The following is a 25,250-nucleotide window of genomic DNA, read 5'->3' on the forward strand; positions in this document are numbered from 1 at the left end:
TTCCTTTCTACTTTGAAACATTTGTAGGTTGATTACTTTTATCATAGTATAATATATGAGAATGAAATAAGAAAGAAAAAACGATAGTCACTACTGCATCAGGTTGATAACCATATTGTGTGGTACCAAAATCATATATTCGTAAAAAGGAGGAAGCAGGTGGAGGAGTATCGATTAACCTCCCACCATTACCATAAGGAACCTGCCTAAATATTGAATGAAAATTACAGCGATTGTGGGGAGCCAAAGAATCGGTAATTGCATTACAGCGGCTGAAATTTTGTTGAAAGGTGCCGAAGAAGAAGGGGCTGAAACAAAATTGATTTATCTAGGCGATAAATCCATTGCACGTTGCCAAGGAGAATGTCATAGGCAATGCCATCCTGTAGATAAGGAGGGAAAACCAGCGTTCGGTGGTTGGCACCATTGTACGAGAAAGGATGACGCTGCAGATGTATTGCAGACCATGGTGGAATCAGATGTATTGGTCATGCTTTCACCTGTATTGTTCGGTAATATGAGTTCACTGCTAAAGACATTAATGGAGCGAACCAATGCATTATGCTCCTTTGACCAAGATAAGGATTATTCCTTCTTGGCTGGGAAATATGGTGCTGCAATATGTGTTGGAGGTGCAAGGCATGGGGGGCAGGAACGAGTTCTGGCTGATATTATGCATTACTATTTGGTGACTCAGATGATTCCGGTAGGATTAGGAGAGTATCAGGCACCGCAAGGGCTAGCATTACTAGCAGACCGGCCTGAGGACGTAAAAAATGATTTATGGTTGGATTATGGCATAAAAAAGGCAGGAGCGGAAAAATATTTGAGATATTATGGCCAAAAATTGGCAAGACTAAGATGTGCTTTTTAGGTTTGTAAAAGGATTGCTAAAATGCTAGGATTAGAGTAATGAATGTAGACGGAAGAGCTGGAGGGAGTTACGTGCGGAGAAGTAGACTGAGTGTTAAACTTATTTCCATAGTACTAATACTAATGCTTATACCCGTTCTTACTACTTTGCTTCTATATCGCTACAACATGAGCATAGTGGAAAAGGACACGGTCGAGAAGATGTTCCGTGAGCGATATGCAATATATGATCAGGTTTTCGATCATGTAGAAGTAGCCTATGATGAATATCTAGGAATCGATTATCTTAGTGCCGGCGTAAAGCAATCGTTAGACCGATATAATGCGCATTTGAGAGTGGTTCGAAAAGACGGGATATTGCTCTTTGATTCCAAATATCCAACAGAAGTTCGCAATAGCCTAAATATGGAGTATGAGCTTAAGCTGATTTCAGAACAAGGTAATTTGTTTTCTACAAATGGGAAATATATTAGGCCTATAAATGAGGGCAATGAAGTTGTAGCATATGCCATTATTGTGGATGACCCCAAAGAGATAGAAGATAGCATTTACAGTGAAATGGCTGATTTTTATATGCATCCATTTTACTATGGCTCAGTGATTTTATTATTGTCGACGATCTTATTGTTGATTGTAATTTATCGGGAAATCCTAAAGCCTGTAAAAGCATTGAGGGTTTCTACTAGACGTATTGCTGAGGGACAGCTCGATTTTGAAATGAGTTGCGAGACGAACAATGAGCTGGGTGATCTTTGCGATGACTTTAATCTTATGAAGAATAGCCTGATGTCTTCAATCCAGAGTCGTTTAAAGGAAAAGGAGCACAACCGAATATATGTAAAGAATGTATATGATGATTTAGTGGAGACACTAGATCAGAACGATTTGTCGGAAGATACGGAATCAGATCCTAATGAGCAACTAGAAAATATTCGAAAGCAAATTAGAGAGCTTTTAGAAGATCTCAGCTTGTACACGCAAGGTAAGGTAACTAGGATACGACTAAAAAGTGAAATTGTGTCAAGCTACAAGATTATCGAACAATTGAAAAGCAGTAGGGAACAGAACAAGCGAGATAAAAAAAACATATTTTTGTTAGAACCGTATGAAAATTCTATGTTATATATTGACCGCAAAAAAACGATCAAGCTTTTAGATGGTCTTATAACTAGGATGGATGAATTTACTGGTGATCAAACAAAAATATATGTTGAAACTGTATCCGACTTGCTGGACTATACCAAACTACAGTTCAAGGTTTATTGGGCCAAACCCATGGTGATTGAGGAGTTTACTGTAGAGGATTTTGTGAACAATGTGTATCGGAAGAATTCCACACCAATTAGGAAGAATTTGGTAGAGGCGCTTCTCTTGCTAGAGGAAATATTGGAAGAATCATCGGGAGATATGGAAGTATTACAGGGAGATAAGGTTACAGGATTCATTTTACGTGTGCCACGGTATACACCGGGCATTCAGTAATGGAAGAAGGGGACAGAATATGAAAAACAAAACAAGTATCATCATTTTATTACTGGTGCTGTTCGTTATGGCAGGTTGTGGTAACAAGGAAGTTGCGATTGGTGAAGGAGATTTAAACGAAACGCCAGCCGAAGAAGCAATTATCGAACGGGAAATACCAGAGGAAGCACAAGAACCCATACCTATTGACCCGAAAGAACTAATCGACCTTTCTCTTATGCCGAATGAACTAGGTAAGATTATGGTACTTATGTATCATAATATTGATGAGGTAGAACAAGATTGGGTTAGAACACCAGATAATTTCAGGAAGGATCTGAATAATCTGTATGAGCAGGGGTATAGACCACTTAGCTTGACTGATTTTGCTACGGGAAATATTACGACTGAACAAGGATATACGCCGGTGATTATAACATTTGATGATGCGCAAGAAAATAATATGCGCTATCTAGAAGATGGCACGGTGGATCCAGACTGTGCGGTAGGTATTCTTGTTGCATTCCACGAAATGCATCCTGATTTTCCATTAGAAGTAACCTTTTTTGCCGATGGACCTAGTGCCTTTGGATCAAGTGATGAGGAGATAGCTAAGATTAATTATATTATTGAACAAGGAATGGATATCGGCAATCATACGCAGAACCATGTCAATTTTAAGGATGCAGATGCAGAAAAAATTCAAAAGGAAATTGGCGGACAAGCTCAAAACCTCGAATCTTTAATCGACGCCGAAACATATAAGGTTAACACACTAGCTCTTCCTTATGGCTCAAGACCACGTGCTGACGAACTTGAAATTTACTTGCAAAAAGGCAGTTACGAGGGCGTCTCTTATGAAAACTTGGCAATCTTGAATGTGGGAAGCAATCCAGCATACTCTCCATTTGATGAGCGTTTTGATGCACTGCATCTACCTCGAGTTCGAGCTAGCGAAATGAATGTGGATAACGTAGGTATGTATTCCTACCTAGAGTATTTTATAAACCACCCAGAGGCAAAGTTTATAAGTGATGGCAATGCCCAAATTATAACTGTTCCAGAAGGAAGCGAAAACGTAGTCAGTAATGGCAAGGAGATTTATTTCTACGAACCAGAAGTATCAAGCGAGGAATAATGAGATGAAAGCAATTTTTAACAAAATGTATCTAGATGGTAGTTTTATCGACACAGATAAAGAGTTGTCGGAGGAAAAATCTGCGACCTACGATGTCATGAGAATCATTGGTGGCAAACCATTATTTTTAGATGCCCATATCGATAGGGTGAACCGTAGCCTTGCTAAAATGGGTTATGATAAGGTAGTGGACCTGCCAAACGTATTGTTTGATTTGATTAAGGTCAATGGGGATGAGACAGTTAGCTGTAATGTGAAGATACTTGCAGGTGGCGATTATCGTCTTGCAATGGGGTTTGTAGAAAGTGTGTATCCAAACCAATCAGACTACCAAGATGGTGTTCGGCTTACAGCAGCTCGTATAGAGCGTTCTAATCCCGAGGTTAAGGTATGGCATGACGATTACAAAGAGCGAATCAAGGAATTGGTAGCAGAGAAACAAGTATTTGAAGTCCTTCTTATTAATGGTGAGGACTTGGTGACAGAAGGCTCAAAATCCAATATATTTTTCATTAAGGATAAAACAGTTCTGACACCGGAGACGAATGTGTTGCCTGGTATTACCAGGCGCTATGCAGAATTAGCGATCGAGAATGCAGGATTTGAGTTAAGTAAAAGCAGGATAAGCCAGGCCGATTTGGAAAATATGGATGCAGCTTTTTTAACAGGCACATCGTTGCATATTCTTCCAATCTGCTGTATAGATTCATTCAAATACGACTCAAAAAACCAAGTTTTACGAGCTTGCATGCAAGCTTTCAGCCAGGTAGTCAACAAAGACCTGTCAATATATTAAGGGGAATAGTGTGAGAATAAGACGTGAAGATTGTATATGCATCGCGATAGACATACAAGATAAGCTGGTAGCCGTGATGCATGAGCCACAAGAACTAGTTAGCGAATCTGTAAAGCTGTTGAAGGGTATGAGAGTACTTGGAATTCCCATCTCGGTGACAGAACAGTATCCTAAAGGATTAGGAAGAACAATAGAACCAATAATGGAGTTGTTGGGAAAACGCCAAAAATTCATTGAGAAGCGTTCATTTAGCATTGGAGATGAATCTGAGGTGCAACAGATTCTCCATGAAACGCAAAAAAAGACCGTTATACTTCTGGGCATAGAGGCCCATATCTGTGTATTGCAGACAGTTTTAGATTTACAGCACGATGGCTATCGTTGCGTGATACCAGTAGATGCTCTCTCATCACGCAAGCAGCGTGATATGGAGCTTGCTCTAGCTCGCATGCAAAATGCTGGGGCTATTTTGACTACAGTGGAATCAATTCTTTTTGAATTATTAGAGAGTTCAGATAGACCTGAATTTAGAGAAATATCTAAGTTAATCAAATAGGAGGAAGAATGAACAGGGAAACAGCACATGCATTGCTTACAGAATATACTGATAAAAAGGGATTATTACAACATGCGTATTCGGTAGAAGCTGCGATGAAGGCATATGCTAAATTCTTCGGTGAGGATGAAGAAGCATATGGTATCGTTGGCCTACTACATGATTTTGATTACCAGCGTTATCCGACAGAGGAAGAACACCCCTTTGAAGGTGCTAAGATTCTTAGAGGCTTGGGCGTAGATGAGGAGTGGGTGAAGGCTATTATGGGTCATGCGGACTATAGTGGTGTTGCGCGTGAATCACAGATGGCCAAGACTTTATTTGCCGTGGATGAGCTTTGCGGATTCATTATAGCCTGTGCCTTGGTTCGACCATCCAAAAGCCTTGATGACTTGAAGGTGAAAAGTGTTACGAAGAAGTTGAAAGACAAACGTTTTGCGGCTGCAGTAAGCAGAGAAGATATTCGCAAAGGTGCAGCAGAACTAGGTGTGGAATTGAATGAACATATTTCTTTTGTTATTGAGGCATTACGCCCGGTTCAAGAATCATTGGACTTGAATATCATGGGCTGAGTTATGTCTTAATTACAAAAAAACCTAAAAAACTATTGCTTTTTGAAAGATGACTCTATATAATAACACTTGCGTTAGAGATGACGTGTGGTTTAAGCATTATGGTGGGTGTAGTTCAAAGGTAGAGCGCCAGATTGTGGTTCTGGATGTTGTGGGTTCGAGTCCCATCATCCACCCCAAATATGCTCCATTAGCTCAGTTGGCTAGAGCACCTGACTTTTAATCAGGGTGTCCCGCGTTCGAGTCGCGGATGGGGTACCATAGTGCGGGTGTGGCGGAATTGGCAGACGCGCTAGATTTAGGATCTAGTGGTGAAAACCGTGGGGGTTCAAGTCCCTTCACCCGCACCACATATGCGGAAGTGGCTCAGTGGTAGAGCATCGCCTTGCCAAGGCGAGGGTCGCGAGTTCGAATCTCGTCTTCCGCTCCAAATGACTACCTCGGCAGGTTAATCTTGCCGAGGTATTGTATTATGTGTGTTTTTATGTTTTTATATATAAGGACGATATAGATAGTAAAAGAATAAATTGTCAAAGGGTTTAGGAGGATTGTATGTCTGTAAAAGTTGAAAAATTAGAAAAGAATTTTGTCGGTTTAGAGATAGAGGTTTCCCAAGAGGAATTCGCTAAAGCTTATCAGGCCACTATCAAGAAGATGGGTGGTAAAATGGAGCTTCCAGGGTTTCGCAAGGGCAAGGCTCCTACAGCTCTGCTGGAAAAGAACATCGGTGTTGAAGCAATTTTAGCTGAAGCTGCAGATGATGTTATTCCAGGTGCTTATTATAATGCTATTACAGCGGAAGACATTGAGCCGATTGATAGACCGGATGTTGAGCTGATTAAATGTGCAAAAGATGAACCGTTTATCTTTAAGGCGAAACTGCAGGTTAAACCTGAAGTTACGTTGGGAGATTACAAAGGTTTGGAAGTAAATAAAAAATCAGCTGAAGTTAAAAAAGAGATGATTGATCATGAAATTGAAACTATGAGAAATCGTTATGCTAAAATTGAAGACGTAGAAGAGGGCACCTTGGCCCATGGCGATATTGCCTTGATGGATTTTGAAGGATTTGTTGATGGCGTAGCCTTTGAAGGTGGAAAAGCTGAAAATCATTCATTGGAAATTGGTTCAGGTTCTTTCATACCGGGTTTTGAAGATGGAATGGTTGGAATGGTTGTCGGAGAAGAAAAAGACGTAAAGGTAACCTTCCCTGAAGAATATCACGCAGAGAATCTTGCTGGTAAAGAAGCTATTTTCAAGGTTAACCTAAAGAGCATGAAGAAAAAGTTTTTAGCTGACTTGGATGATGAGTTTGCAAAAGATGTCAGTGAGTTTGAAACTTTGGATGAACTGAAAAAAGATATTGAAGATAAAATGAAAAAAGCGTTGGAAGATCAAAGTACCAATTCCTTACGTATGGAACTGATGGAAAAAGCTGCTGAAAATATTGAAGTAGAAATTCCTCAAGTAATGATTGATACAAAGATTGATGGATATGTAAAGGATCTTGAGCAACGTTTGTCTCAGCAGGGCGCGACATTGGAGCAATACTTGGAATTCTCTGGCCTGGATATGGACAAAGTAAAAGAAGAATACAAACCGAGAGCAGAAGTTCAAGTGAAAATTGATTTGATGTTAGAAGCAGTTGTTAAGGCTGAGAATATCGAAGTGACGGATGAGGATATCGACGCCGAACTCGAAAAAATGGCTAAGATGTACGGACAAGATATTGAAAACCTCAAAGCATTCTTTACAGCACAAGGAGAAATGAAGTCCTTGAAGCAAAGTATTGCGTTCGAAAAAGCGATTGATTTGATTCAGTCAGAAGCAAAAATAACAGAAGTTAGTGAAGAAAAATAGGATAGATAAATAAACTAGTATATAATTGGGTACAGGAATCTTGTATTCCTGTACCTCTTACTATATACGGAATATACGAAGAAAGGTCGTGATTAATATGGCACCATTGGTACCGATGGTCGTAGAGCAGACAGGTCATGGCGAGAGATCGTATGATATCTACTCACGGCTGCTAAAAGACAGAATTATTTTTTTGGGTGGACAGATTGATGACACAGTAGCAAATCTCTTGATTGCCCAGCTTCTTTTTCTAGAAAGTGAAGATGCCGAGAAAGATATATATATTTATATCAATAGTCCCGGTGGCTCGATCACTGCAGGCATGGCGATATATGATACCATGCAGTATATTAAGAACGATGTAGTAACGATATGTGTAGGACTCGCAGCTAGTATGGGTGCATTTTTACTTACTGCAGGCACGCAGGGCAAACGTTTTGCGTTACCCAACGCCGAGATTATGATTCACCAACCACTTGGTGGTGCACAAGGACAGGCGACAGATATAGAAATACAGGCAAAACGTATTGTTAAGATGAAGTCTGACTTGAACCGCATTATGGCTGAAAGAACAGGGCAGCCTGTGGAACAAATTGAAAAAGATACAGATAGAGATAATTTTATGACTGCTGAGGAAGCCAAGGCATATGGGTTAATTGATGAAGTCATGAGGAGCAGGGATTAAAAAGGAGAAAGTAAGCATATGACATCGAAAAAAGATGATCAGCTGTTTTGCTCTTTCTGCGGCAAAAGCCAAGCAGAAGTAAAACATTTAGTTGCTGGCCCAGGTGTATTTATTTGCAATGAATGCATTGAGCTGTGCAATCACATCATGGAGGAAGAATTTGGAGAAAGTATCTCTAATGATTTAGAAATGGGAGAGGTTCTGAAGCCCCAAGAAATGAAAGCTGCACTAGACGAATACGTTATCGGACAAGACCAAGCAAAAAAAGCGCTGTGTGTTGCCGTATATAACCATTATAAACGTATTGGCAGTAACAAGTCCCAAGACTCTGATGTGGAACTTACAAAATCTAATATTTTGCTTGTAGGACCGACTGGAAGTGGTAAAACATTTCTAGCCGTTACTATGGCTAAAATTCTAAAGGTTCCATTCGCCATAGCAGATGCCACTACATTAACTGAAGCTGGCTATGTTGGTGAAGATGTCGAGAATATTCTTTTGCGCCTAGTACAGGCTGCAGATTATGACATTGAAAAAGCGGAAAAAGGAATCATTTATATTGATGAAATAGATAAAATTGCAAGAAAATCTGAAAACCCGTCTATTACAAGAGATGTTTCAGGTGAAGGTGTTCAACAGGCCTTGTTGAAGATAATTGAAGGCACCGAATCTAACGTGCCGCCACAAGGTGGTCGAAAACATCCTCATCAAGAATATCTAAAGATTAACACGGAAAATATTCTTTTTATCTGCGGTGGAGCCTTCCAAGGACTAGAAAAAATTATCGCAAGAAGAGTGAATGCTAAAACGATTGGTTTTGGTGCGGATATCCAAGAAAAAAGTTTGATGACGAATGATGCTTTGATGGAGAAAATGGAGCCAGAGGATCTTTTGAAATTCGGTCTAATACCGGAATTTATTGGAAGATTACCTGTATCTGTAGCCCTCAAGGAATTAGACGAAGAAGCATTGATGAACATCTTAACGAAGCCTAGAAACTCTCTAGTAAAGCAATATAAGCACCTTATGGAATATGAGAATATAGACCTTGTATTTGAAGATGCAGCTCTAAAGGCTATTGCCAAGGAAGCTTTGACTAGAAAAACGGGTGCACGTGGTTTGCGAGGCATCATTGAAGATGTCATGATGGAAATCATGTACGAAGTTCCGTCTAGAACGGATGTCGTCCAGTGTATAGTCACGGAAGAGACCGTGAAAGAAAGAACCAAACCGATTCTTAAGATAAAAGACGGTAAGAAGGAACAATCTGAAGAAATTGCGTGAGATAAAAGGACAGCAGTTTTCTGTTGTCCTTTTCAACTAGAAATAGAGGTGATGGTATGACTGTAAAAGAAGATATGATATACACCACCATAGATGATGAACAGGATTTGTTGGAAACGATTCCCATGCTACCGCTCCGTGGTGTAGTGGTGTACCCACACATGGTGATGCACTTAGATGTGGGAAGAGATAAGTCTCTTAAATCTGTGGATTTGGCAATGGATGAAGATAGAAGGATATTTTTGTCATCACAAATAGATCCCCAGTTAGGAGAACCTCAAAAAGAGGATATTTACGATATCGGGGTAGTGGCGGAAGTAAAACAACTTTTAAGACTGCCAGGCACAACTGTACGCATATTGGTGGAAGGTGTTACTCGGGCTAGAATGCATCGATTTATAGACGAGAACGATACCTACCAGGCAGAAGTGGAATATCTTTACGACCAACATATAGCTGAAGACGATCTCGAACTAGAGGCACTCATGCGTACGGCGATTAAGGACTTCAAGGACTATGCTTTAATCAGCAATAAAATTTCCAATGACACCATCGCAATTGTGGAAAATTTGAATGATGGTGCTGCACTAGGGGATATTATTGCTTCACATCTAAACATTGCTCTAGAGGACCGTCAGAGCATCTTAGAGGCCATTGAAATAAAGAATCGTCTTGAAGTAATCTGCCAAATTCTCGTTCGTGAAAAGCAAGTTGCTGAACTTGAACGAAAGATTGCTGAAAAAGTTAAGGAACAGATTGACCAGTCTCAAAAAGAATACTATTTGAAAGAGCAAATTAAGGCAATTCAGAACGAGCTGGACGATAAAGATGATAAGGAAAGCGAAAATGAAGAGCTTTTAGACCGGCTAGAGTCTTCTGGAATGCCAGAAGAAGCCTACGACAAGGTTAAGAAAGAAATTGAACGCCTATATCGTACGCCGAGTGCAGTAGCAGAAGTATCGGTGATGCGAAACTATATTGACTGGATGTTGGATATTCCTTGGAAGGATAAAAGCCGAGACCGATTGGATTTGACCAAGGCTAAGAAAATTTTGGATGACGACCATTATGGTTTGGAGAAGCCGAAGGAACGAATCCTGGAATATCTAGCAGTTCGCAAAATGAAGAAGGATATGAAGGGGCCCATAATATGTTTGGTAGGTCCTCCAGGAACAGGAAAAACTTCACTTGCGAAATCAGTAGCGAGAGCTTTGAATCGTAAATTTGTTAGACTTTCACTGGGTGGTGTGCATGATGAGGCTGAAATACGCGGACATAGAAAAACCTATATTGGTGCTATGCCAGGACGCATTATACAGTCTATGAAAAAAGCAGGCACTGTAAATCCAGTAATTTTACTTGATGAAGTAGACAAATTGGGTAGCGACTATAAGGGTGATCCATCTTCAGCACTTCTAGAAGTTTTGGATCCAGAACAAAACAACACGTTTTCAGATAACTACATTGAAGTACCCTATGATCTTTCCAAGGTATTGTTCATTACGACTGCGAACGTGGCCCATACTATTCCAAGACCTCTCATGGACCGTATGGAAATTATTGAAGTGGATAGCTATACGGAACTTGAGAAACTAGAAATTGCTAAAAGACATCTTGTGACCAAACAACTGAATGAAAATGGTCTTGAAAAAAGAGACATTAAGATATTGGATGAGGGCTTGGTAAAAATCATCAGCCAGTACACTAGAGAAGCTGGTGTGCGGGGATTAGAACGATCCATCGGTACAATATTTAGAAAGTCAGCGAAGCTATTTTTACTTGGTGAGAAGAAAATTGTAGTTGATGAAGCCAAAGTAGAAGAACTACTAGGTGTACCCATGTACCGAAAGGATGAAATGGCCAAGGAAAGTGAAAAAGGTCTAGTGATGGGCTTGGCTGTAACTTCTGTAGGGGGTACGATTTTACCTGTAGAAGCATCAGTTATGAGTGGAACAGGAAAGTTACAATTAACTGGTTCACTTGGTGATGTGATGAAGGAGTCAGCTAGCGCTGGTCTTACCTACTTGAGAAGCAATGCAAAGCAGTATCATCTTCCTGAGAATCTCAATAAAGAGATGGATATTCATATTCACTATCCAGAAGGAGCAATTCCCAAAGATGGACCTTCTGCAGGAGTGACAATGGTTACGGCACTTAGTTCAATCTTCTTGGACCGAAAGGTTAGAAAAGATATAGCAATGACCGGTGAGGTAACCATCAGAGGTCGTGTTTTAGCGATTGGTGGGTTGAAAGAAAAGATATTGGCTGCACATAGAGCAGGTATCAAGACGGTAATTATTCCCAAGGAGAATGAGAAGAACATTGAAGAAATACCTAAAGAAGTGCAAGAAGATATGAACATCATACTTGCCGAAACGGTAGAAGATGTTCTGGCGGTAGCCTTGGAGAAAGCGAATGATCATTAAAAGCGCAGAATATATCTGTACAGCAGTATATGAAGAACAGTACCCAGAACACGATTTGCCGGAAATTGCTGTAGTCGGACGTTCTAATGTAGGAAAATCGTCTTTGATCAATAGAATTGCGAACCGTAAGCATTTGGCCAGAACCAGCGGAAAGCCAGGTAAAACAAGAACCATTAATTTTTTCATGATGAATGAGGCTTTTTATCTAGTGGATTTGCCAGGTTATGGTTATGCTCAGGTACCCAAAGAAATGAAAAAGCAATGGGGTCAGATGATTAATACGTATCTTGAGCGACGACGCAACCTGATTGCTACAGTTCTATTGGTGGATATGCGCCATAAGCCGAGTGTAGAAGACATTCAAATGTACAGTTGGCTTCAGAATACACATCCACAGGTTATCATTGCTTGCACGAAGGCGGACAAAATTTCAAGAGGAAAATGGCCTCACCATATGAAAATCATTCGCCAAGCGTTGGAGATGCGCAAGACTGATGTGATTATTCCAGTATCTTCCCTTCACCATGAAGGAGTCGAGCCATTGATGTTGGAAATGGAACATAAATTGGAAGAAGACCAGGCTATAATAAAATAGACAAGGTAACAAGCCCAGGAATATGTTTACACATTCCTGGGCTTTCATATTTCAATGAGTACGGTGATGCTAGTAGAAGAATGTTGTATTTGAGCAAGGTAGCTTTGAATAATGTAAATGTTCCCATAGTACAAGGTGTTTCGTTTAGGACATATTCATTCGATGCTGTTGGAAAATTCGAATTAATGCAATATTTTTTCTCCCAAATATGCTATCATGAAGTCAAGCAAAAAGGGTATTAAAACAAAAGGAGAAAGTATGATTCGCATTGACAAAAGATACTTAGGGTCTTTTCTAAACCAGAGGACAAAAGCATTGGATGAAGAAGTGAAGCAGGCTCAAGCCTCTTTGGAGCAAAAGCAATGCCTCGGAAGTGAGTATACGGGCTGGGTTGAATTAGTTGAATCGAAGGATGAAGAACTAATAGAAAAAATGACCAAAATTAGTCAAAACATCCGTGACAATTCGGATGCCTTGCTGGTTATTGGTATTGGGGGCTCCTATTTGGGAGCGAAAGCAGCATTGAACTTCCTTGGTGGAGATTTTCCAATATATTTTTTAGGGCAAAACTTATCGAGCCATACTTGGTTGCAGGTTCAAGAACAATTGGCAGGTAAGGATTTTTATGTGAATTTTATTTCTAAATCTGGTGGGACACTAGAACCAGCATTGGCTTTCCGGTTGGCTCGCGCTCTACTAGAGGAACGGTATAAAGAAAACTGGCATCATCATGTGATTGCCACGACAGATGCTAAAAAAGGAAAGCTTAAAGAGTTTGCACAGAAGATGGACATGGAGACATTGGTTGTGCCAGATGATATAGGCGGACGATATTCTGTGCTTACACCGGTAGGCCTTTTACCACTTCTGTGTGCTGGTGTGGATGTACATGACTTGTTGGAAGGCGCAAAAAGAGAACGAGCAGATATTTTGGCTGGACAAAGTGATGCACTTGAATATACCACGATACGCAATGCTCTCTATAGAGCAGGTAAAGCTGTTGAAATAATGGTCACCTATAACCCTGCTCTGAACGATTTTTGTGAATGGTGGAAGCAACTTTTCGGAGAAAGCGAAGGAAAGAATGCCCAGGGGTTATTCCCTGCATCAGCTTGTTTCACGAGAGACTTACATTCTCTAGGTCAATTTATTCAAAGTGGTACTGATTTTTTAATGGAAACTGTGCTTTGGGTGGATAATGATAGGGAGGACCTAAGGATTCCTACCTTTGTTGAAGATACGGATGGTTTAGATTATCTAGCTGGTGAATCTTTGAATTGGATTAATAAAATGGCCTGTGAAGCAACGATGAAGGCCCATTTGGCTGGTGGAACTCCAAACCTAAAAGTGGAAGTACCAGCAAGAGATGCCTTTTCATTGGGTGCCTTATTGTATTTCTTTGAATATGCGTGTGGCGTATCTGCACTAGTCCAACAGGTTAATCCATTTGATCAACCTGGTGTGGAGGAATACAAGGCAAGTATGAAACAACTACTAGTAAAGGGGAGTAATCATGGTAAGTAATCTGCGTGATGTGGAAACACTAGCATATCGTTCTTATATGAGATTGTACCCAAATATACCGAAGGGGCTAGATAAGAATGTTCGGAAACCAGAGTTGACCAGACAGCTCTTGAATGATTTGGGTGTTAGGGATAAGACTATGCACAACATCATGATTACAGGCAGTAAAGGTAAAGGTTCCCTGGCCGTCCTTTTGGCAAAAATTTTGGTGAGTCAAAAAAAGAAAACAGGTCTATTTACCAGTCCTCATCTGCAATTCTTTAAGGAAAGAATTCGTATTGATGGTAAGGCTCTGCCGGATGAATTAATCCTAGAACAGACTGAGAAATGGGAAAATGCATTAAATAGAATTGAACAAAATATGGATGAAAAAACATATATCGGACCAGTTGGAGCAACCGCTGCATTGGCAATGCAAGTATTTCAAGCTCAAAATACTGAATATAACGTGGTGGAACTGGGACGAGGAGCTAGATATGATGACGTTAACCAAGTTTTTGGAGACTATGCCTTAATAAATAAGGTGTTTTTAGAGCATACCGATTATCTTGGAGACAGTATCGAGGAAGTTGCCTATAATAAGGCTGGTGTAATCAAGGAAGGCATGAAGGGTGTGTTTTGTGCTAGACAGTCACCAGAAGTTCTAGCGGTAATTGAGAAGGAAGCCTTGGAAAAACAGGTGCCATTGTATTTGATGGGTAGAGATTTTGATGTTGACAGTGTGCATTTGAGCTTAGCTGGTACCTGCTTCGACTATTATGAAGAGGGAAATCTGGTTTACAAAGATATGGAATTGGGTTTACTAGGCAAACACCAAGCAGAGAACACAGCTTTGGCTTTGTTCTCTTTACGAAAAATGGGTTGTGTCTTGGATGAAATTGCTATGAGAGAAGGCATTCGCAACTTGACTTGGATGGGGAGACTGGAAATTTTAGAAAAAGAACCATTTACCTTATTGGATGGTTGTATTTCTCGCTCTTGCATTGAGCATGTCATCCAGATAAGTGAAGAAATTGAATGTACGCCGGTGGTGTGTGTGATTGGAATACCTCAAGAAAAAGACTATATGGGTGTGGTGGCTAGTCTGAAGCATCATTTTGATCATCTCATTGTAACCCATGCCAACAATGATTTTTTGAAGTTTTCCAAAGAGCAAGTTGTAAATATTCGAAAACTAGTGAAAGACGTCATTTACGTACCCAAAGTGGAAGAAGCTAGGGATATGGCAAAAGAATTAGCCGGCAAGAAAGGTAAAATCCTGTATATTGGAACACAGTCTATGATTAAAGATGTGAAGACAATTTATGGACAATCTACCTTGGATGCATTTTAGATTCAATAGCAGAAATATTGACATAAGATAGAATATTTCATATTATTAGCCTAGATGTATTTAAGGAGAAATCTATGACCAAAAGAAGAAGAAAACTTCGTAGAAGAAGAAACTTGGAGATTAGTAGAGAATTTATTGAATTGGCAGAAACGGTAGTACATCATCCTGAATATGAGAAAATGAAATATATAAGTCATCATTCAGCTAGCGTATATGCTCATAGCGTAAACGTGGCTTATTACTCTTATAAAATTGCTTGTAAGTTGGGTTTGGATAAGACGAGTATTGCTAGAGGCGGTTTGTTGCATGATTTTTATTTGTATAAATTTGATGAAAGACGTACTTCAAAGCATTTGCTTGTGGATGCCTTTAAACACACTTTAAACCATCCGAGAGAGGCATTGCGCAATGCTGAAAAGTATTATAACTTGAACCAAACAGAGCGCAATATAATAGTAAGTCATATGTTTCCTGTGGGGTTGCCAAAATCCCCGGAGGCAATGATCGTATCGATGGTAGATAAGGGCCTAGCCACGTATGAGTATCTGTTGAACTTTAGTCAAAAACGAGAAGCGCTCTACGAGAGTCGTTTCGTATTTGCCAAAATATAGAGTGCCTTACTTAAAGGCACTTTTCTTTTTATAATGTGAAGGAATCTATCTTGACACAAGAGGCCTCATAGTCTATTCTAAGAAAAAGAAGATAGATTGGTTAAATGCTATGAAAAGGAAGAGTACCTATCACGACTCCTTAAGAGAAGATGGCCTAGGCTGGAAGTCATCTGAGTACGGTTAGGGAACGTCACCTTGGAGCTGTGTATCTGAATGCTAGTAGGATATACCGGTTGTTCCGTTATAACTTTTGAGAGGTTGAATCAACAATTAAGGTGGTACCGCGAAGAACTCGTCCTTATGGGAGGTTCTTTTTTTTTATATGATTTTAGTTGAAGGAGAAGTGTAATGGATGATAAAAAGATGATTTCTTCACGATATAACCCAAGTGAAGTAGAAGGAAAATGGTATTCTATCTGGGAGGATAAAGGTTATTTTCACCAAGAGGTAGATAAGGATAAGGAACCGTTTAGTATTGTTATGCCACCACCGAATGTTACTGGACAGTTGCATCTTGGACATGCCATGGACAATACGCTGCAAGATATATTAGTACGCTTTAAACGTATGCAAGGATACAATACCTTATGGGTGCCTGGCACGGATCATGCAGGTATTGCGACCCAGGCCCGTGTTGAGGGTAACTTGGCAAAAGAGGGTATTAGCAAAAACGATTTAGGTAGGGAAAAATTCTTAGAAAAAGTGTGGGAGTGGAAAGATACCTACCACGAGCGTATAGCGGGCCAGTTGCGTTTACTAGGCTCTTCCTGTGATTGGCAAAGAGAACGCTTTACGATGGATGAAGGGTGTTCTGCGGCTGTTAGAGAGGCTTTTGTTTCTCTCTATGAAAAAGGACTGATTTACAAAGGAAAATATATCGTAAACTGGTGTCCTAAGTGCCATACTACCATCTCTGATATTGAAGTAGAGTATGCAGACCATGATAGTTATCTATGGAATATCCGCTATCAACTAGAAGGCACAGACGAATACATTGTAATCGCGACTACTAGACCAGAAACGTTGCTCGGGGATACGGCAGTTGCTGTTCATCCTGATGACGAGAGATATGCAGATATGGTCGGAAAATACTTAATATTGCCAATCGTGGGTAGGAGAATACCCGTGATTGCAGATGACTATGTCGATCCAGCATTTGGTTCAGGAGCTGTCAAGATTACGCCTGCACACGACCCGAATGACTTTGAGATAGCTGGTAGACATGATTTAGAACAGATTGTAGTAATAGATAAAAAGGGGAATATGACCGAGTCTACCGGAAAATATGCCGGGATGGACCGTGATGAATGCCGTGAAATGATTGTCAAGGATTTAGAGCAGGAAGGCAATCTGGTTGGCATAGAGGAATATACCCATAGCGTAGGTGAATGCTATCGCTGTGGTACCGTTATTGAACCGGTAGTATCAAGCCAATGGTTTGTTAAAATGGAGCCTTTAGCTCAACCAGCAATACAGGCTGTACTAGATGGTAAGATAAAATTCATACCTGAGCGTTTCACTAAGGTATATTTAAGTTGGCTTGAAAATATTCGTGACTGGTGTATTTCTAGACAACTTTGGTGGGGACACAGGATTCCAGTATGGTATTGTGAAGACTGTGGTGAAGTCATCTGTGCTAGAGAAAATCCCACGAGTTGTCCCAAATGTGGTAGTAGTAAACTCAATCAGGACCCGGATGTATTGGATACGTGGTTTTCTTCAGGCCTGTGGCCTTTTGAGACAATGGGTTGGCCTGAAGAGACACCTGAATTGGAACAATTCTATCCCACTAGCGTATTGGTAACTGGTAGAGATATTATCTTTTTCTGGGTTGCTAGGATGATTTTCACAGCATTAGAGTTTCAAAAAGAAGTACCTTTCAAAGAGGTATTTATCCATGGACTCATCCTTGATGCACAGGGACGCAAAATGTCTAAATCACTGGGTAACGGCATCGACCCCTTGGAAATCATTGATGAATACGGTACAGATACTCTCCGGTTTATGTTGGTTACGGGCAACACGCCAGGCAACGACCTTAAGTTTCAGAAGGACCGTTTGCTGGGCATCCGTAACTTCACAAATAAAATCTGGAATGCGTCTAGATTTCTTATGATGAACTTGGATGATTTTGCAGGCACTGCCCCTAAAGAAAATGATTTAACACTGGAAGACCGTTGGATTTTGACACAATATAATCTGACAATACAAAAGGTTACCCAATCCTTTGATATGTATGAATTGGGCGAGGCTGCACAGAGCATTTATGATTTTACCTGGAACTATTTCTGTGACTGGTATATTGAGATGGTTAAACCTAGACTATATGGTAAAGTAAGTGAAACCAGCAGACAAACAGCACAGTATGTTTTAAGCAAGATACTTACTGGTACTATGGCTTTGTTACATCCGTTTATGCCATTTATTACTGAAGAAATTTGGCAACACCTGCCGCACGAGGGAGAGTCTTTGATGATTTCCCAGTGGCCAGAAGCAGATGAGAGTGACATATACAACCGCAGTGTTGTTGATATGGACTACCTGATGACTTCGGTGAAAGCGGTGCGTAATATTCGAGCAGAGATGAATGTTGACGAACATAAAAAAGTAGAAGTTATTTTGCAAACTGAAGATGAGCAGATTTTCAACATGTTTGAGGAAAACAAATCAGCTTTCGCCTTGCTAACGAATGCTTCATCTGTTGTAGCCCAACAGGGCTATCACGAGATTGAGGAAGCCGCTTCAAGCATTATTACGGGAGTACATATTTATATGCCATTGAAAGGCATGATCGATTATGATGTAGAACGTAAAAGATTGAACAAAGAAAAGAAAAAATTAGATGACGAAGTAAACCGTTTGGAGAAAAAATTAAGCAATCAAGGATTCTTGGCGAAAGCTCCTGCAAAAGTTGTCGAAATGGAACGTGAAAAGCTTTCTGACTATCAAATAAAAAGGGATGCTGTGATACGCAGTATCGAAAAGTTAGGATAGGAATTGCGATGAATTATCAAGAGGCGTTGGAATATTTACTGAATCTAGATGTTTTTGGTTGGCATCCCGGTTTGGCACGGATTGAAAAACTAATGGAAGTACTGGGCAATCCTGAAAAAAAGATGCGCTTTGTGCATGTCGGAGGAACAAATGGTAAGGGTTCAACGACAGCGATGCTGATGAGTGTTCTTAAAGCAAATGGATACAAAACAGGAATGTTTATTTCGCCCCATTTGGTATCCTACTGTGAACGAATGCAAATCAACGGAGAGATGATACCGGAGGAAAGACTAGCTGAATTAACTACCAAGGTCAAGGAAAAAATAAAGGTGATGACGGATCAGGGGTATGAACATCCGACTGGATTTGAGGTTTCTACTGCAATTGCATTATTGTATTTCTATGAGGAAAAGACAGATATTGCAGTAATTGAAGTGGGACTAGGTGGGGCGATAGATTCCACGAATATCATCACCCCCGCGGTTAGCATTATTACAAACGTTACGTTGGACCATATGTTTTATCTAGGTAATACGGTAAAGGAAATAGCGACTGTAAAAGCAGGCATAATTAAGGAAGGGGTGCCTGTTATTACGGCGAGTGAAGATCCAGATGCCTTGAAGGTTATTCGGACTAGAGCCAAGAAGATGCATGCCCCATATCTGCGTATTGGTCGAGAATTGTACTATAATGTCTTAGAATTAAAAGAAACCGGGACCCACTTTTTGGTTAAAGACGACCGAGGATTTTCCATTGATTTATGCACCCCCTTGGTGGGAGCCCACCAAGCTGTCAATGGTACGACGGTGATGATGGCAATCAAGATGCTGGAAAAGCAGGGGATGTTTTTTTCAGATAAAAAAATTCAAGAAGGCTTTAAAAATACATATTGGCCAGCTAGGTTGGAGTTGATTGGAGAAAAACCGAAGATTCTTTTGGATTCAGCACATAACTATGATGGTGCCGTCAAACTTCGGCATAGTTTGAACACAATTTATAAGTATAAAAAGCTGATTTATGTGATTGGTATGCTTGCCGACAAACAACGTAGTAAAGTGCTGGCTAAACTTGGTCCACTAGCGGATAGTATTGTGGTGACCAAGCCCAACAGCCCACGAGCAGGTGATTGGCAAGCGATGTATAAGAAAGCAAAAAACTATACCCACGATGTGTATATGGATGAATCAATTGAAAAAGCAGTGGACAAGGCTTTGTCCTTGGCAGGTGAAGACGATCTCGTTTGTATTGCAGGTTCAATTTATATGGTTGCATATGCTAGAGAATACATTTTGAATCTTTCGAAAAAATGTATATAATAAAGTAGAGTAACTTTGGATTGTATCACTTTATGAAGAGACAGGAGCGTGAACAATGAAGAGCTTTAAAATACCAGAGGCGACCATTATTCGATTATCCATTTATTCAAGATATCTGAATCGCCTTATTGAACAGGGAATCACGACCATATCCTCAAGTGATATTGCGGAAAAGACAGGTGCGACATCTGCTCAAGTACGCAAGGATTTGGCCTATTTCGGGGAATTCGGAACTAGAGGTGTTGGATACGATGTTGAGAGTTTGTATGATAGTATTGCGGAAATTCTTGGAGTAGATAAAGAATGGAAGTTGATTATCATTGGAGCTGGTAAATTAGGTCTAGCACTAAGCATGTATGAAGGTTTTCGTGCGAGAGGATTCAAAAATGTAGGAATCTTCGACGTTGATCCCATTAAGATTGGTAAGAAGGCACAGGGGATTAAAATAATGCATTTGGACCAATTGGAAGATATTTGTAAAGAGCAATCTCCAGATATTGCTGTAATTGCTGTACCGGGTGAACATGCTCAAGATATCGTTAATAGAGTAGTGGATGCAGGTGTACGATCTATTCTTAATTTTGCACCTAGAGTGTTAACGACACCGTTAAATGTACAAATTCGAAATGTGGATTTTGCAACCAACTTAGAACTATTGACTTACAATATGGCTTCAGAAGACCGCAAATAGTATTGAGACCCACCTTTGGTGGGTTTCATTGTAATAGGAGTTTAGATGAAACTAATATTAGCTTCCGCTTCACCGCGTAGAAAAGAGATCCTATCTAGTATGGGATACCAATTCCAAGTGGAGCCATCCAACATCGAAGAACGGCAAAATCCTGAACTGCCACCAAAAGAAATTGCAGCAGATTTAGCCAGACAAAAAGCAGTGGATATTTCTAAGAAATATCCTAATGAAATTGTTTTAGGCGCAGATACGATTGTCGTATTGGATGATAAGGTCCTCGGAAAGCCGAAGGACGAAGACGATGCATTTTGCATGTTACAATCCCTTCGTGGCAGAGAACATCAAGTTATTACCGGCGTTGCGTTGGTAAAAAACGAAAAAATACATTGTTTCAGTGTTACGACGAAGGTATGGATGATGGATGCTTCCGATGAACAGTTGAAGGCGTATGTAAGGACCAAGGAACCCTTGGATAAGGCTGGTTCTTATGGCATACAAGGTAAGGGTGCTTTGCTTGTAGAAAAAATTGAGGGAGACTATTTTAATGTGGTTGGTCTGCCAATACAAAAAATTGCACATGTGCTATCGCAGAAATTTCAAATAGAGGTTATGGGATAAATGAATGCATTGACGCTTCTATCCATTGACTGGATGGGGCTGTTGGAAAAACTGCAAAATATGAGTCCTCTAGTCGGGTTTATAGCGGCTGGATTAGAGTCATTCCTTCCAGTTTTACCACTTACTGGTATCGTGGCGATGAATGTTTACGCATACGGATTTTGGTCGGGCTATGTTCTATCTTATTTGGGGACCATTGTGGGCTCAACAATGCTTTATTTCGCAATTCGGCACTTATTTAGGGCTTCAGTACATAGAAGAGCTCAGAAAAACCAACGTTGGCGTTCAATTATAGAAAAGGTTCAAAAGAAGGGATTTACACCCATCTTTTTATTATATTGCCTACCATTTACTCCCAGCTTTTTTGTTTCAGCTGGAGCAGCCTTAGCAGAAGTGGATACCTATAAATTTCTTGCTGCCCTTATAACCGGAAAACTGGTGATGATCTACATACTTAGCAGCATAGGATTTCATATTGAAGATATGCTAGATAGACCCCTAAAATCTATTTTGATGCTTGTGGCCATTGCGATTATTTGGCTGGTATTGGAAAAGGTAATTAAGATTGATGAGCGATTATAGGTATTTTGTTTGTAAATAGTTTGAACATCTAGCATTGTGTTTACTCTTTGATTTAGGTTAGGAAGCAGTAATCTAAAGCCAACGATTCATGAACGATAAAGAAAGAGATAAAGAACCCATGGAAGAGGGTTCTTTATCTCTTTTTAGAAACCAATCTTTGAAACGGAGGTTATGATGAAAAAAACAATGAAACAATTCCCCAAAGAACTGCAACCTAGAGAACGAGGTTATACTCATGGCATCAGTAGTTTAACCAACACAGAACTATTGGCCATTATTTTGCGCAGTGGAACTAGAGAGCTAAGTGCGATGGAACTTGCACACCGCATCCTGTTGAAAGAAGGAACACTCAGTAATATTATGGAATTGGGCGTAGAGGAACTGATACAGTATGAAGGCGTGGGACAGGTAAAGGCCATCAGCATATTGGCTTCCTTGGAGTTGGGCAAACGTATGTTAGACGAAAAAAAACCAGAGCGTCCGATTATTCACAGTCCCAATGATGCAGCAATGATTGTGATGGAAGAAATGAAGAGACTGAAGAAAGAAAATTTCCGAATCATGGCCTTAAATACTAAAAATCATGTGGTGGCTGTAGAGACAATTTCCATCGGAAATTTAAATAGTTCCATAGTTCATCCAAGAGAACTATTTCGTCAAGCCATTCGACATGCAGCAGCAGGAATTATCCTAGTTCATAATCATCCTAGTGGCGATTCTACCCCCAGCAGAGAGGATCTTTTGATTACAGAGCGTATTGTGGAAGCAGGAAAAATTATGGGTATTGAGGTATTGGACCATATAATTGTGGCAGGTGATGGATATCTAAGCTTTAGAGAGGAAGATATCCTTTAAATTGTGACTTGTTATTCCCTTTCGCTAGAATATAATATAGAATAAAGTGATTGTATATTGAATAAATGACAAATAATCGAAATGACTATATGGGGGTATAAATGTTTAAAGCAAAAGACTTAGGAATAGATTTAGGAACTGCGAACATTCTGGTTTATATTAGAGGGGAAGGCGTAGTAATGCAGGAGCCTTCTGTTGTAGCGATTCAGAAGAATACCAAGGAAATACTAGCTGTGGGTAGCGAGGCAAAACAAATGATTGGTCGCACACCAGAGAACATTGTTGCGATTCGTCCAATGAAAGATGGTGTGATTGCAGACTTTGATGTAGCACAAGCCATGTTGCGTTATTTTATTAATAAGACCAAAGCCCGTTTCACACTGATTAAGCCAGCAGTAGTAATAGGGGTTCCTACCGGTATAACAGCTGTTGAAGAGCGTGCGGTAAAAGATGCTGCCTTGCAAGCAGGTGCCAAAGATGTAATGTTATTGGCAGAGCCCATGGCAGCAGCAATCGGTTCTGGTATGCCAGTTGGAGAACCTACCGGTAATATGATTGTGGATATTGGTGGTGGAACAACTGAAGTTGCGGTAATTTCTTTGGGTGGGATTGTGACAGATCGTTCCATCCGAGTAGGTGGTGATGAAATGGATGCTCATATTGTCAGCTACTTGAAGCGGAAATATAATTTATTGGTCGGTGAGAGGACTGCTGAGGACCTCAAAATGAAATATGGTAGTGCTTACTTTACTGATTCAGCAGAAGACCAAAAGAGAAAGAATATCAGATGTTCTATCAGGGGTCGGGATTTGGTTGAAGGATTACCAAAGAATGTTGAACTGACTGGAGAAGAAATCTGCGAAGCCTTGAAGGAACCGGTAGGTCGTATCCTAGAAGGAATACGATACTGCTTGGAACATACTCCACCAGAACTTTCTTCGGATATTATGGATAAGGGTATCGTACTTGCAGGTGGTGGCTCATTATTGTATGGCTTGGATAAATTGGTACGTGATGAGACGCATATGCCAGTATACGTTGCAGAACAACCTCTTACTGCAGTAGCAGAAGGTACGGGTATCGTGGTTGAGAACTTAGATAAATGGAGGAAAATTCTTGCCAACGTAGCCAACTGAGCGAAGGGGTGATACTATGGAAAATAGAAATAAGATTATCATATTATTTCTTCTGATTGCCTGTATCGTAACCGTTCGGCTCACCTCTAATGATCATGACATGACCCAAATGGAAAAAATATTAGCAGAAGGTTTTAGACCTATGCAGGAAGTATTAATGCAGGGAACGGAAAATCTCATTTTGTTTGCGGAAGGTGTCAGCAACCACCCCGCTGTAGCCCGAGAAAATGAACTGCTTAAGAGCGAGATCGCACAGATGAAAGTTGAAGCGAACATGGAGCGGGAATATTACTATGAGAATATCCGTCTACGTCGCTTGCTTGGTATGCGGGAGGTATCACAGCAACAATTTATTGCGGCTGATATCATAGCAAGAGGTATTAAATCGTGGGATGATACCATGACCATCAATATGGGTGAACTTGATGGTGTTGCCCTGTATGATGGTGTCATGACGTATAATGGCTTGGTTGGGAAGGTATATCAAGTGAGCCCTCATACTGCAGAAGTAAGGCTTCTAAACAATAAGCTAGGTTCAGTTGCGGCTATGACGGAGCAGACGCGCTTTCCAGGTGTGCTCGAGGGAATCGGTGATGGTTCCGGCCTTTTGCAGCTCATCTACTTGCCCCATGATGCTCCTGTGGAGTTAAATCAGACTATAATCACATCAGGGTTAGGTGGATTGATACCGAAAGGAATCAAGATAGGGTATATCAGTTCCATTGAATATAATCCTGATGGCTTGCTGAAAAGTGCCATAGTTACTCCTTTTGAGGATTTTGATCGCCTAGAAGAAGTACTAGTTGTAAAGTTTGAAGGCGAGGTGTCGCCTTGAAACTTAGAGAGTGGTTGATTTGGCTAATCATTACATATTTCTTTCTGCTATTGGAATCTAGTGTGTTGGTTCATTTCACCATATTTGGAGCAAAACCAGATCTTTTACTTATTAGTGTGGTCATGATAGGCTTGATGCAGGGCAAAGAAGAGGCGCTAGCAAAAGGCTTTTTTATGGGCCTGGTAGAGGATCTCTTTATAGGAAGATTCGTGGGTAGCAATGCGATTGTAAAAGCGTTAGTTGGTTTTTTCACCGGGCAAGTGGAGCGAGAAATTGTTAAGGAAAATGTTGTTATTGCAGTTGCAATGGTTTGGATACTTACCGTGGTGAACCACTTGCTTTATGGTGCCTTGATGATTATATTAGGAAATGCAAATTATTTAGGCTTGGATTACTTGAGAACGCTACTAACATCGGCCTTTTATAACGGGATATTAACTGTTGCCTTATTTCCTTTTTTCTATTTTTTGCTAATTACAGGACCATTTAAGAAAACCAAGAGACAATAA

General features: G+C 40.3%; 23 protein-coding genes, 4 tRNA genes and 1 other annotated feature. All 27 genes read left to right on the forward strand.

The features are described from left to right. Positions 1-217 precede the first annotated feature (217 nt). Entirely contained in the window at positions 218-874 is a 657-nt protein-coding gene (locus JR334_02320; protein QRN86088.1) for a flavodoxin family protein, read from the forward strand. 71 nt (positions 875-945) lie between these two features. After that, a complete protein-coding gene (locus JR334_02325) occupies positions 946-2,355 on the forward strand; it encodes a HAMP domain-containing protein (GenBank protein QRN86089.1) in 1,410 nt (469 codons plus the stop codon). 19 nt (positions 2,356-2,374) lie between these two features. Next, entirely contained in the window at positions 2,375-3,472 is a 1,098-nt protein-coding gene (locus JR334_02330) for a polysaccharide deacetylase family protein (protein ID QRN86090.1), read from the forward strand. 4 nt (positions 3,473-3,476) lie between these two features. Then, on the forward strand, positions 3,477-4,268 hold the full coding sequence (locus JR334_02335) for an aminotransferase class IV (GenBank protein QRN86091.1): 792 nt from the start codon (positions 3,477-3,479) through the stop codon (positions 4,266-4,268). A 10-nt stretch (positions 4,269-4,278) separates the two neighbouring features. After that, positions 4,279-4,824, forward strand: coding sequence for an isochorismatase family protein (locus JR334_02340; GenBank protein ID QRN86092.1), 546 nt, complete (start codon positions 4,279-4,281; stop codon positions 4,822-4,824). Between the two features lie 8 nt (positions 4,825-4,832). Beyond that, the gene (locus JR334_02345) at positions 4,833-5,396 is read left to right on the forward strand and encodes an HDIG domain-containing protein (protein QRN86093.1); all 564 of its coding nucleotides are present in this window, start codon (positions 4,833-4,835) and stop codon (positions 5,394-5,396) included. Between the two features lie 104 nt (positions 5,397-5,500). Continuing rightward, positions 5,501-5,575 (forward strand) — tRNA-His (locus JR334_02350). 5 nt (positions 5,576-5,580) lie between these two features. Next, positions 5,581-5,657 (forward strand) — tRNA-Lys (locus JR334_02355). Between the two features lie 4 nt (positions 5,658-5,661). Continuing rightward, a tRNA-Leu gene (locus tag JR334_02360) sits at positions 5,662-5,746 on the forward strand. A gap of 5 nt (positions 5,747-5,751) precedes the next feature. Then, positions 5,752-5,826 (forward strand) — tRNA-Gly (locus JR334_02365). 122 nt (positions 5,827-5,948) lie between these two features. Beyond that, positions 5,949-7,256 carry a trigger factor gene (locus tag JR334_02370; GenBank protein QRN86094.1) on the forward strand — a complete coding sequence of 436 codons (1,308 nt, stop codon included), beginning with the start codon at positions 5,949-5,951 and terminating at the stop codon, positions 7,254-7,256. A 97-nt stretch (positions 7,257-7,353) separates the two neighbouring features. Next, on the forward strand, positions 7,354-7,941 hold the full coding sequence (clpP, locus tag JR334_02375; GenBank protein QRN86095.1) for an ATP-dependent Clp endopeptidase proteolytic subunit ClpP: 588 nt from the start codon (positions 7,354-7,356) through the stop codon (positions 7,939-7,941). A gap of 18 nt (positions 7,942-7,959) precedes the next feature. Continuing rightward, positions 7,960-9,225, forward strand: coding sequence for an ATP-dependent Clp protease ATP-binding subunit ClpX (clpX, locus tag JR334_02380; protein QRN86096.1), 1,266 nt, complete (start codon positions 7,960-7,962; stop codon positions 9,223-9,225). Positions 9,226-9,299: 74 nt separating this feature from the next. Further along, positions 9,300-11,651 carry an endopeptidase La gene (lon, locus tag JR334_02385; GenBank protein ID QRN86839.1) on the forward strand — a complete coding sequence of 784 codons (2,352 nt, stop codon included), beginning with the start codon at positions 9,300-9,302 and terminating at the stop codon, positions 11,649-11,651. Further along, a complete protein-coding gene (locus JR334_02390; protein QRN86097.1) occupies positions 11,641-12,246 on the forward strand; it encodes a YihA family ribosome biogenesis GTP-binding protein in 606 nt (201 codons plus the stop codon). The genes lon and JR334_02390 overlap by 11 nt, the downstream gene beginning before the upstream one ends. 258 nt (positions 12,247-12,504) lie before the next feature. Then, positions 12,505-13,770: a glucose-6-phosphate isomerase gene (locus tag JR334_02395; protein ID QRN86098.1), complete on the forward strand. Its 1,266-nt coding sequence runs from the start codon at positions 12,505-12,507 to the stop codon at positions 13,768-13,770. Next, positions 13,760-15,103, forward strand: coding sequence for a hypothetical protein (locus JR334_02400; protein QRN86099.1), 1,344 nt, complete (start codon positions 13,760-13,762; stop codon positions 15,101-15,103). The genes JR334_02395 and JR334_02400 overlap by 11 nt, the downstream gene beginning before the upstream one ends. 74 nt (positions 15,104-15,177) lie before the next feature. Next, positions 15,178-15,714 carry an HD domain-containing protein gene (locus JR334_02405; protein QRN86100.1) on the forward strand — a complete coding sequence of 179 codons (537 nt, stop codon included), beginning with the start codon at positions 15,178-15,180 and terminating at the stop codon, positions 15,712-15,714. A gap of 100 nt (positions 15,715-15,814) precedes the next feature. Continuing rightward, positions 15,815-16,017, forward strand: a binding site (T-box leader). Between the two features lie 45 nt (positions 16,018-16,062). After that, positions 16,063-18,708, forward strand: a complete 2,646-nt coding sequence (locus JR334_02410; GenBank protein QRN86101.1) for a valine--tRNA ligase — start codon at positions 16,063-16,065, stop codon at positions 18,706-18,708. A gap of 8 nt (positions 18,709-18,716) precedes the next feature. Beyond that, entirely contained in the window at positions 18,717-20,024 is a 1,308-nt protein-coding gene (locus JR334_02415; GenBank protein QRN86102.1) for a bifunctional folylpolyglutamate synthase/dihydrofolate synthase, read from the forward strand. Between the two features lie 55 nt (positions 20,025-20,079). Beyond that, complete coding sequence (locus tag JR334_02420) at positions 20,080-20,715, forward strand: redox-sensing transcriptional repressor Rex (protein ID QRN86103.1); 636 nt, start codon at positions 20,080-20,082, stop codon at positions 20,713-20,715. A gap of 45 nt (positions 20,716-20,760) precedes the next feature. After that, entirely contained in the window at positions 20,761-21,333 is a 573-nt protein-coding gene (maf, locus tag JR334_02425) for a septum formation inhibitor Maf (GenBank protein QRN86104.1), read from the forward strand. After that, on the forward strand, positions 21,334-21,915 hold the full coding sequence (locus JR334_02430; GenBank protein QRN86105.1) for a TVP38/TMEM64 family protein: 582 nt from the start codon (positions 21,334-21,336) through the stop codon (positions 21,913-21,915). A gap of 171 nt (positions 21,916-22,086) precedes the next feature. Then, positions 22,087-22,770 (forward strand): DNA repair protein RadC, encoded by a 684-nt coding sequence (gene radC, locus JR334_02435; GenBank protein ID QRN86106.1) that lies wholly within the window; start codon positions 22,087-22,089, stop codon positions 22,768-22,770. 101 nt (positions 22,771-22,871) lie between these two features. After that, positions 22,872-23,906, forward strand: a complete 1,035-nt coding sequence (locus tag JR334_02440) for a rod shape-determining protein (GenBank protein ID QRN86107.1) — start codon at positions 22,872-22,874, stop codon at positions 23,904-23,906. 16 nt (positions 23,907-23,922) lie between these two features. Next, on the forward strand, positions 23,923-24,741 hold the full coding sequence (mreC, locus tag JR334_02445) for a rod shape-determining protein MreC (GenBank protein ID QRN86108.1): 819 nt from the start codon (positions 23,923-23,925) through the stop codon (positions 24,739-24,741). Continuing rightward, positions 24,738-25,250 (forward strand): rod shape-determining protein MreD, encoded by a 513-nt coding sequence (gene mreD / locus JR334_02450; GenBank protein QRN86109.1) that lies wholly within the window; start codon positions 24,738-24,740, stop codon positions 25,248-25,250. The genes mreC and mreD overlap by 4 nt, the downstream gene beginning before the upstream one ends.

The organism is Clostridia bacterium (assembly GCA_016887505.1).
Lineage (GTDB): Bacteria > Bacillota > TC1 > TC1 > UBA5767 > UBA5767.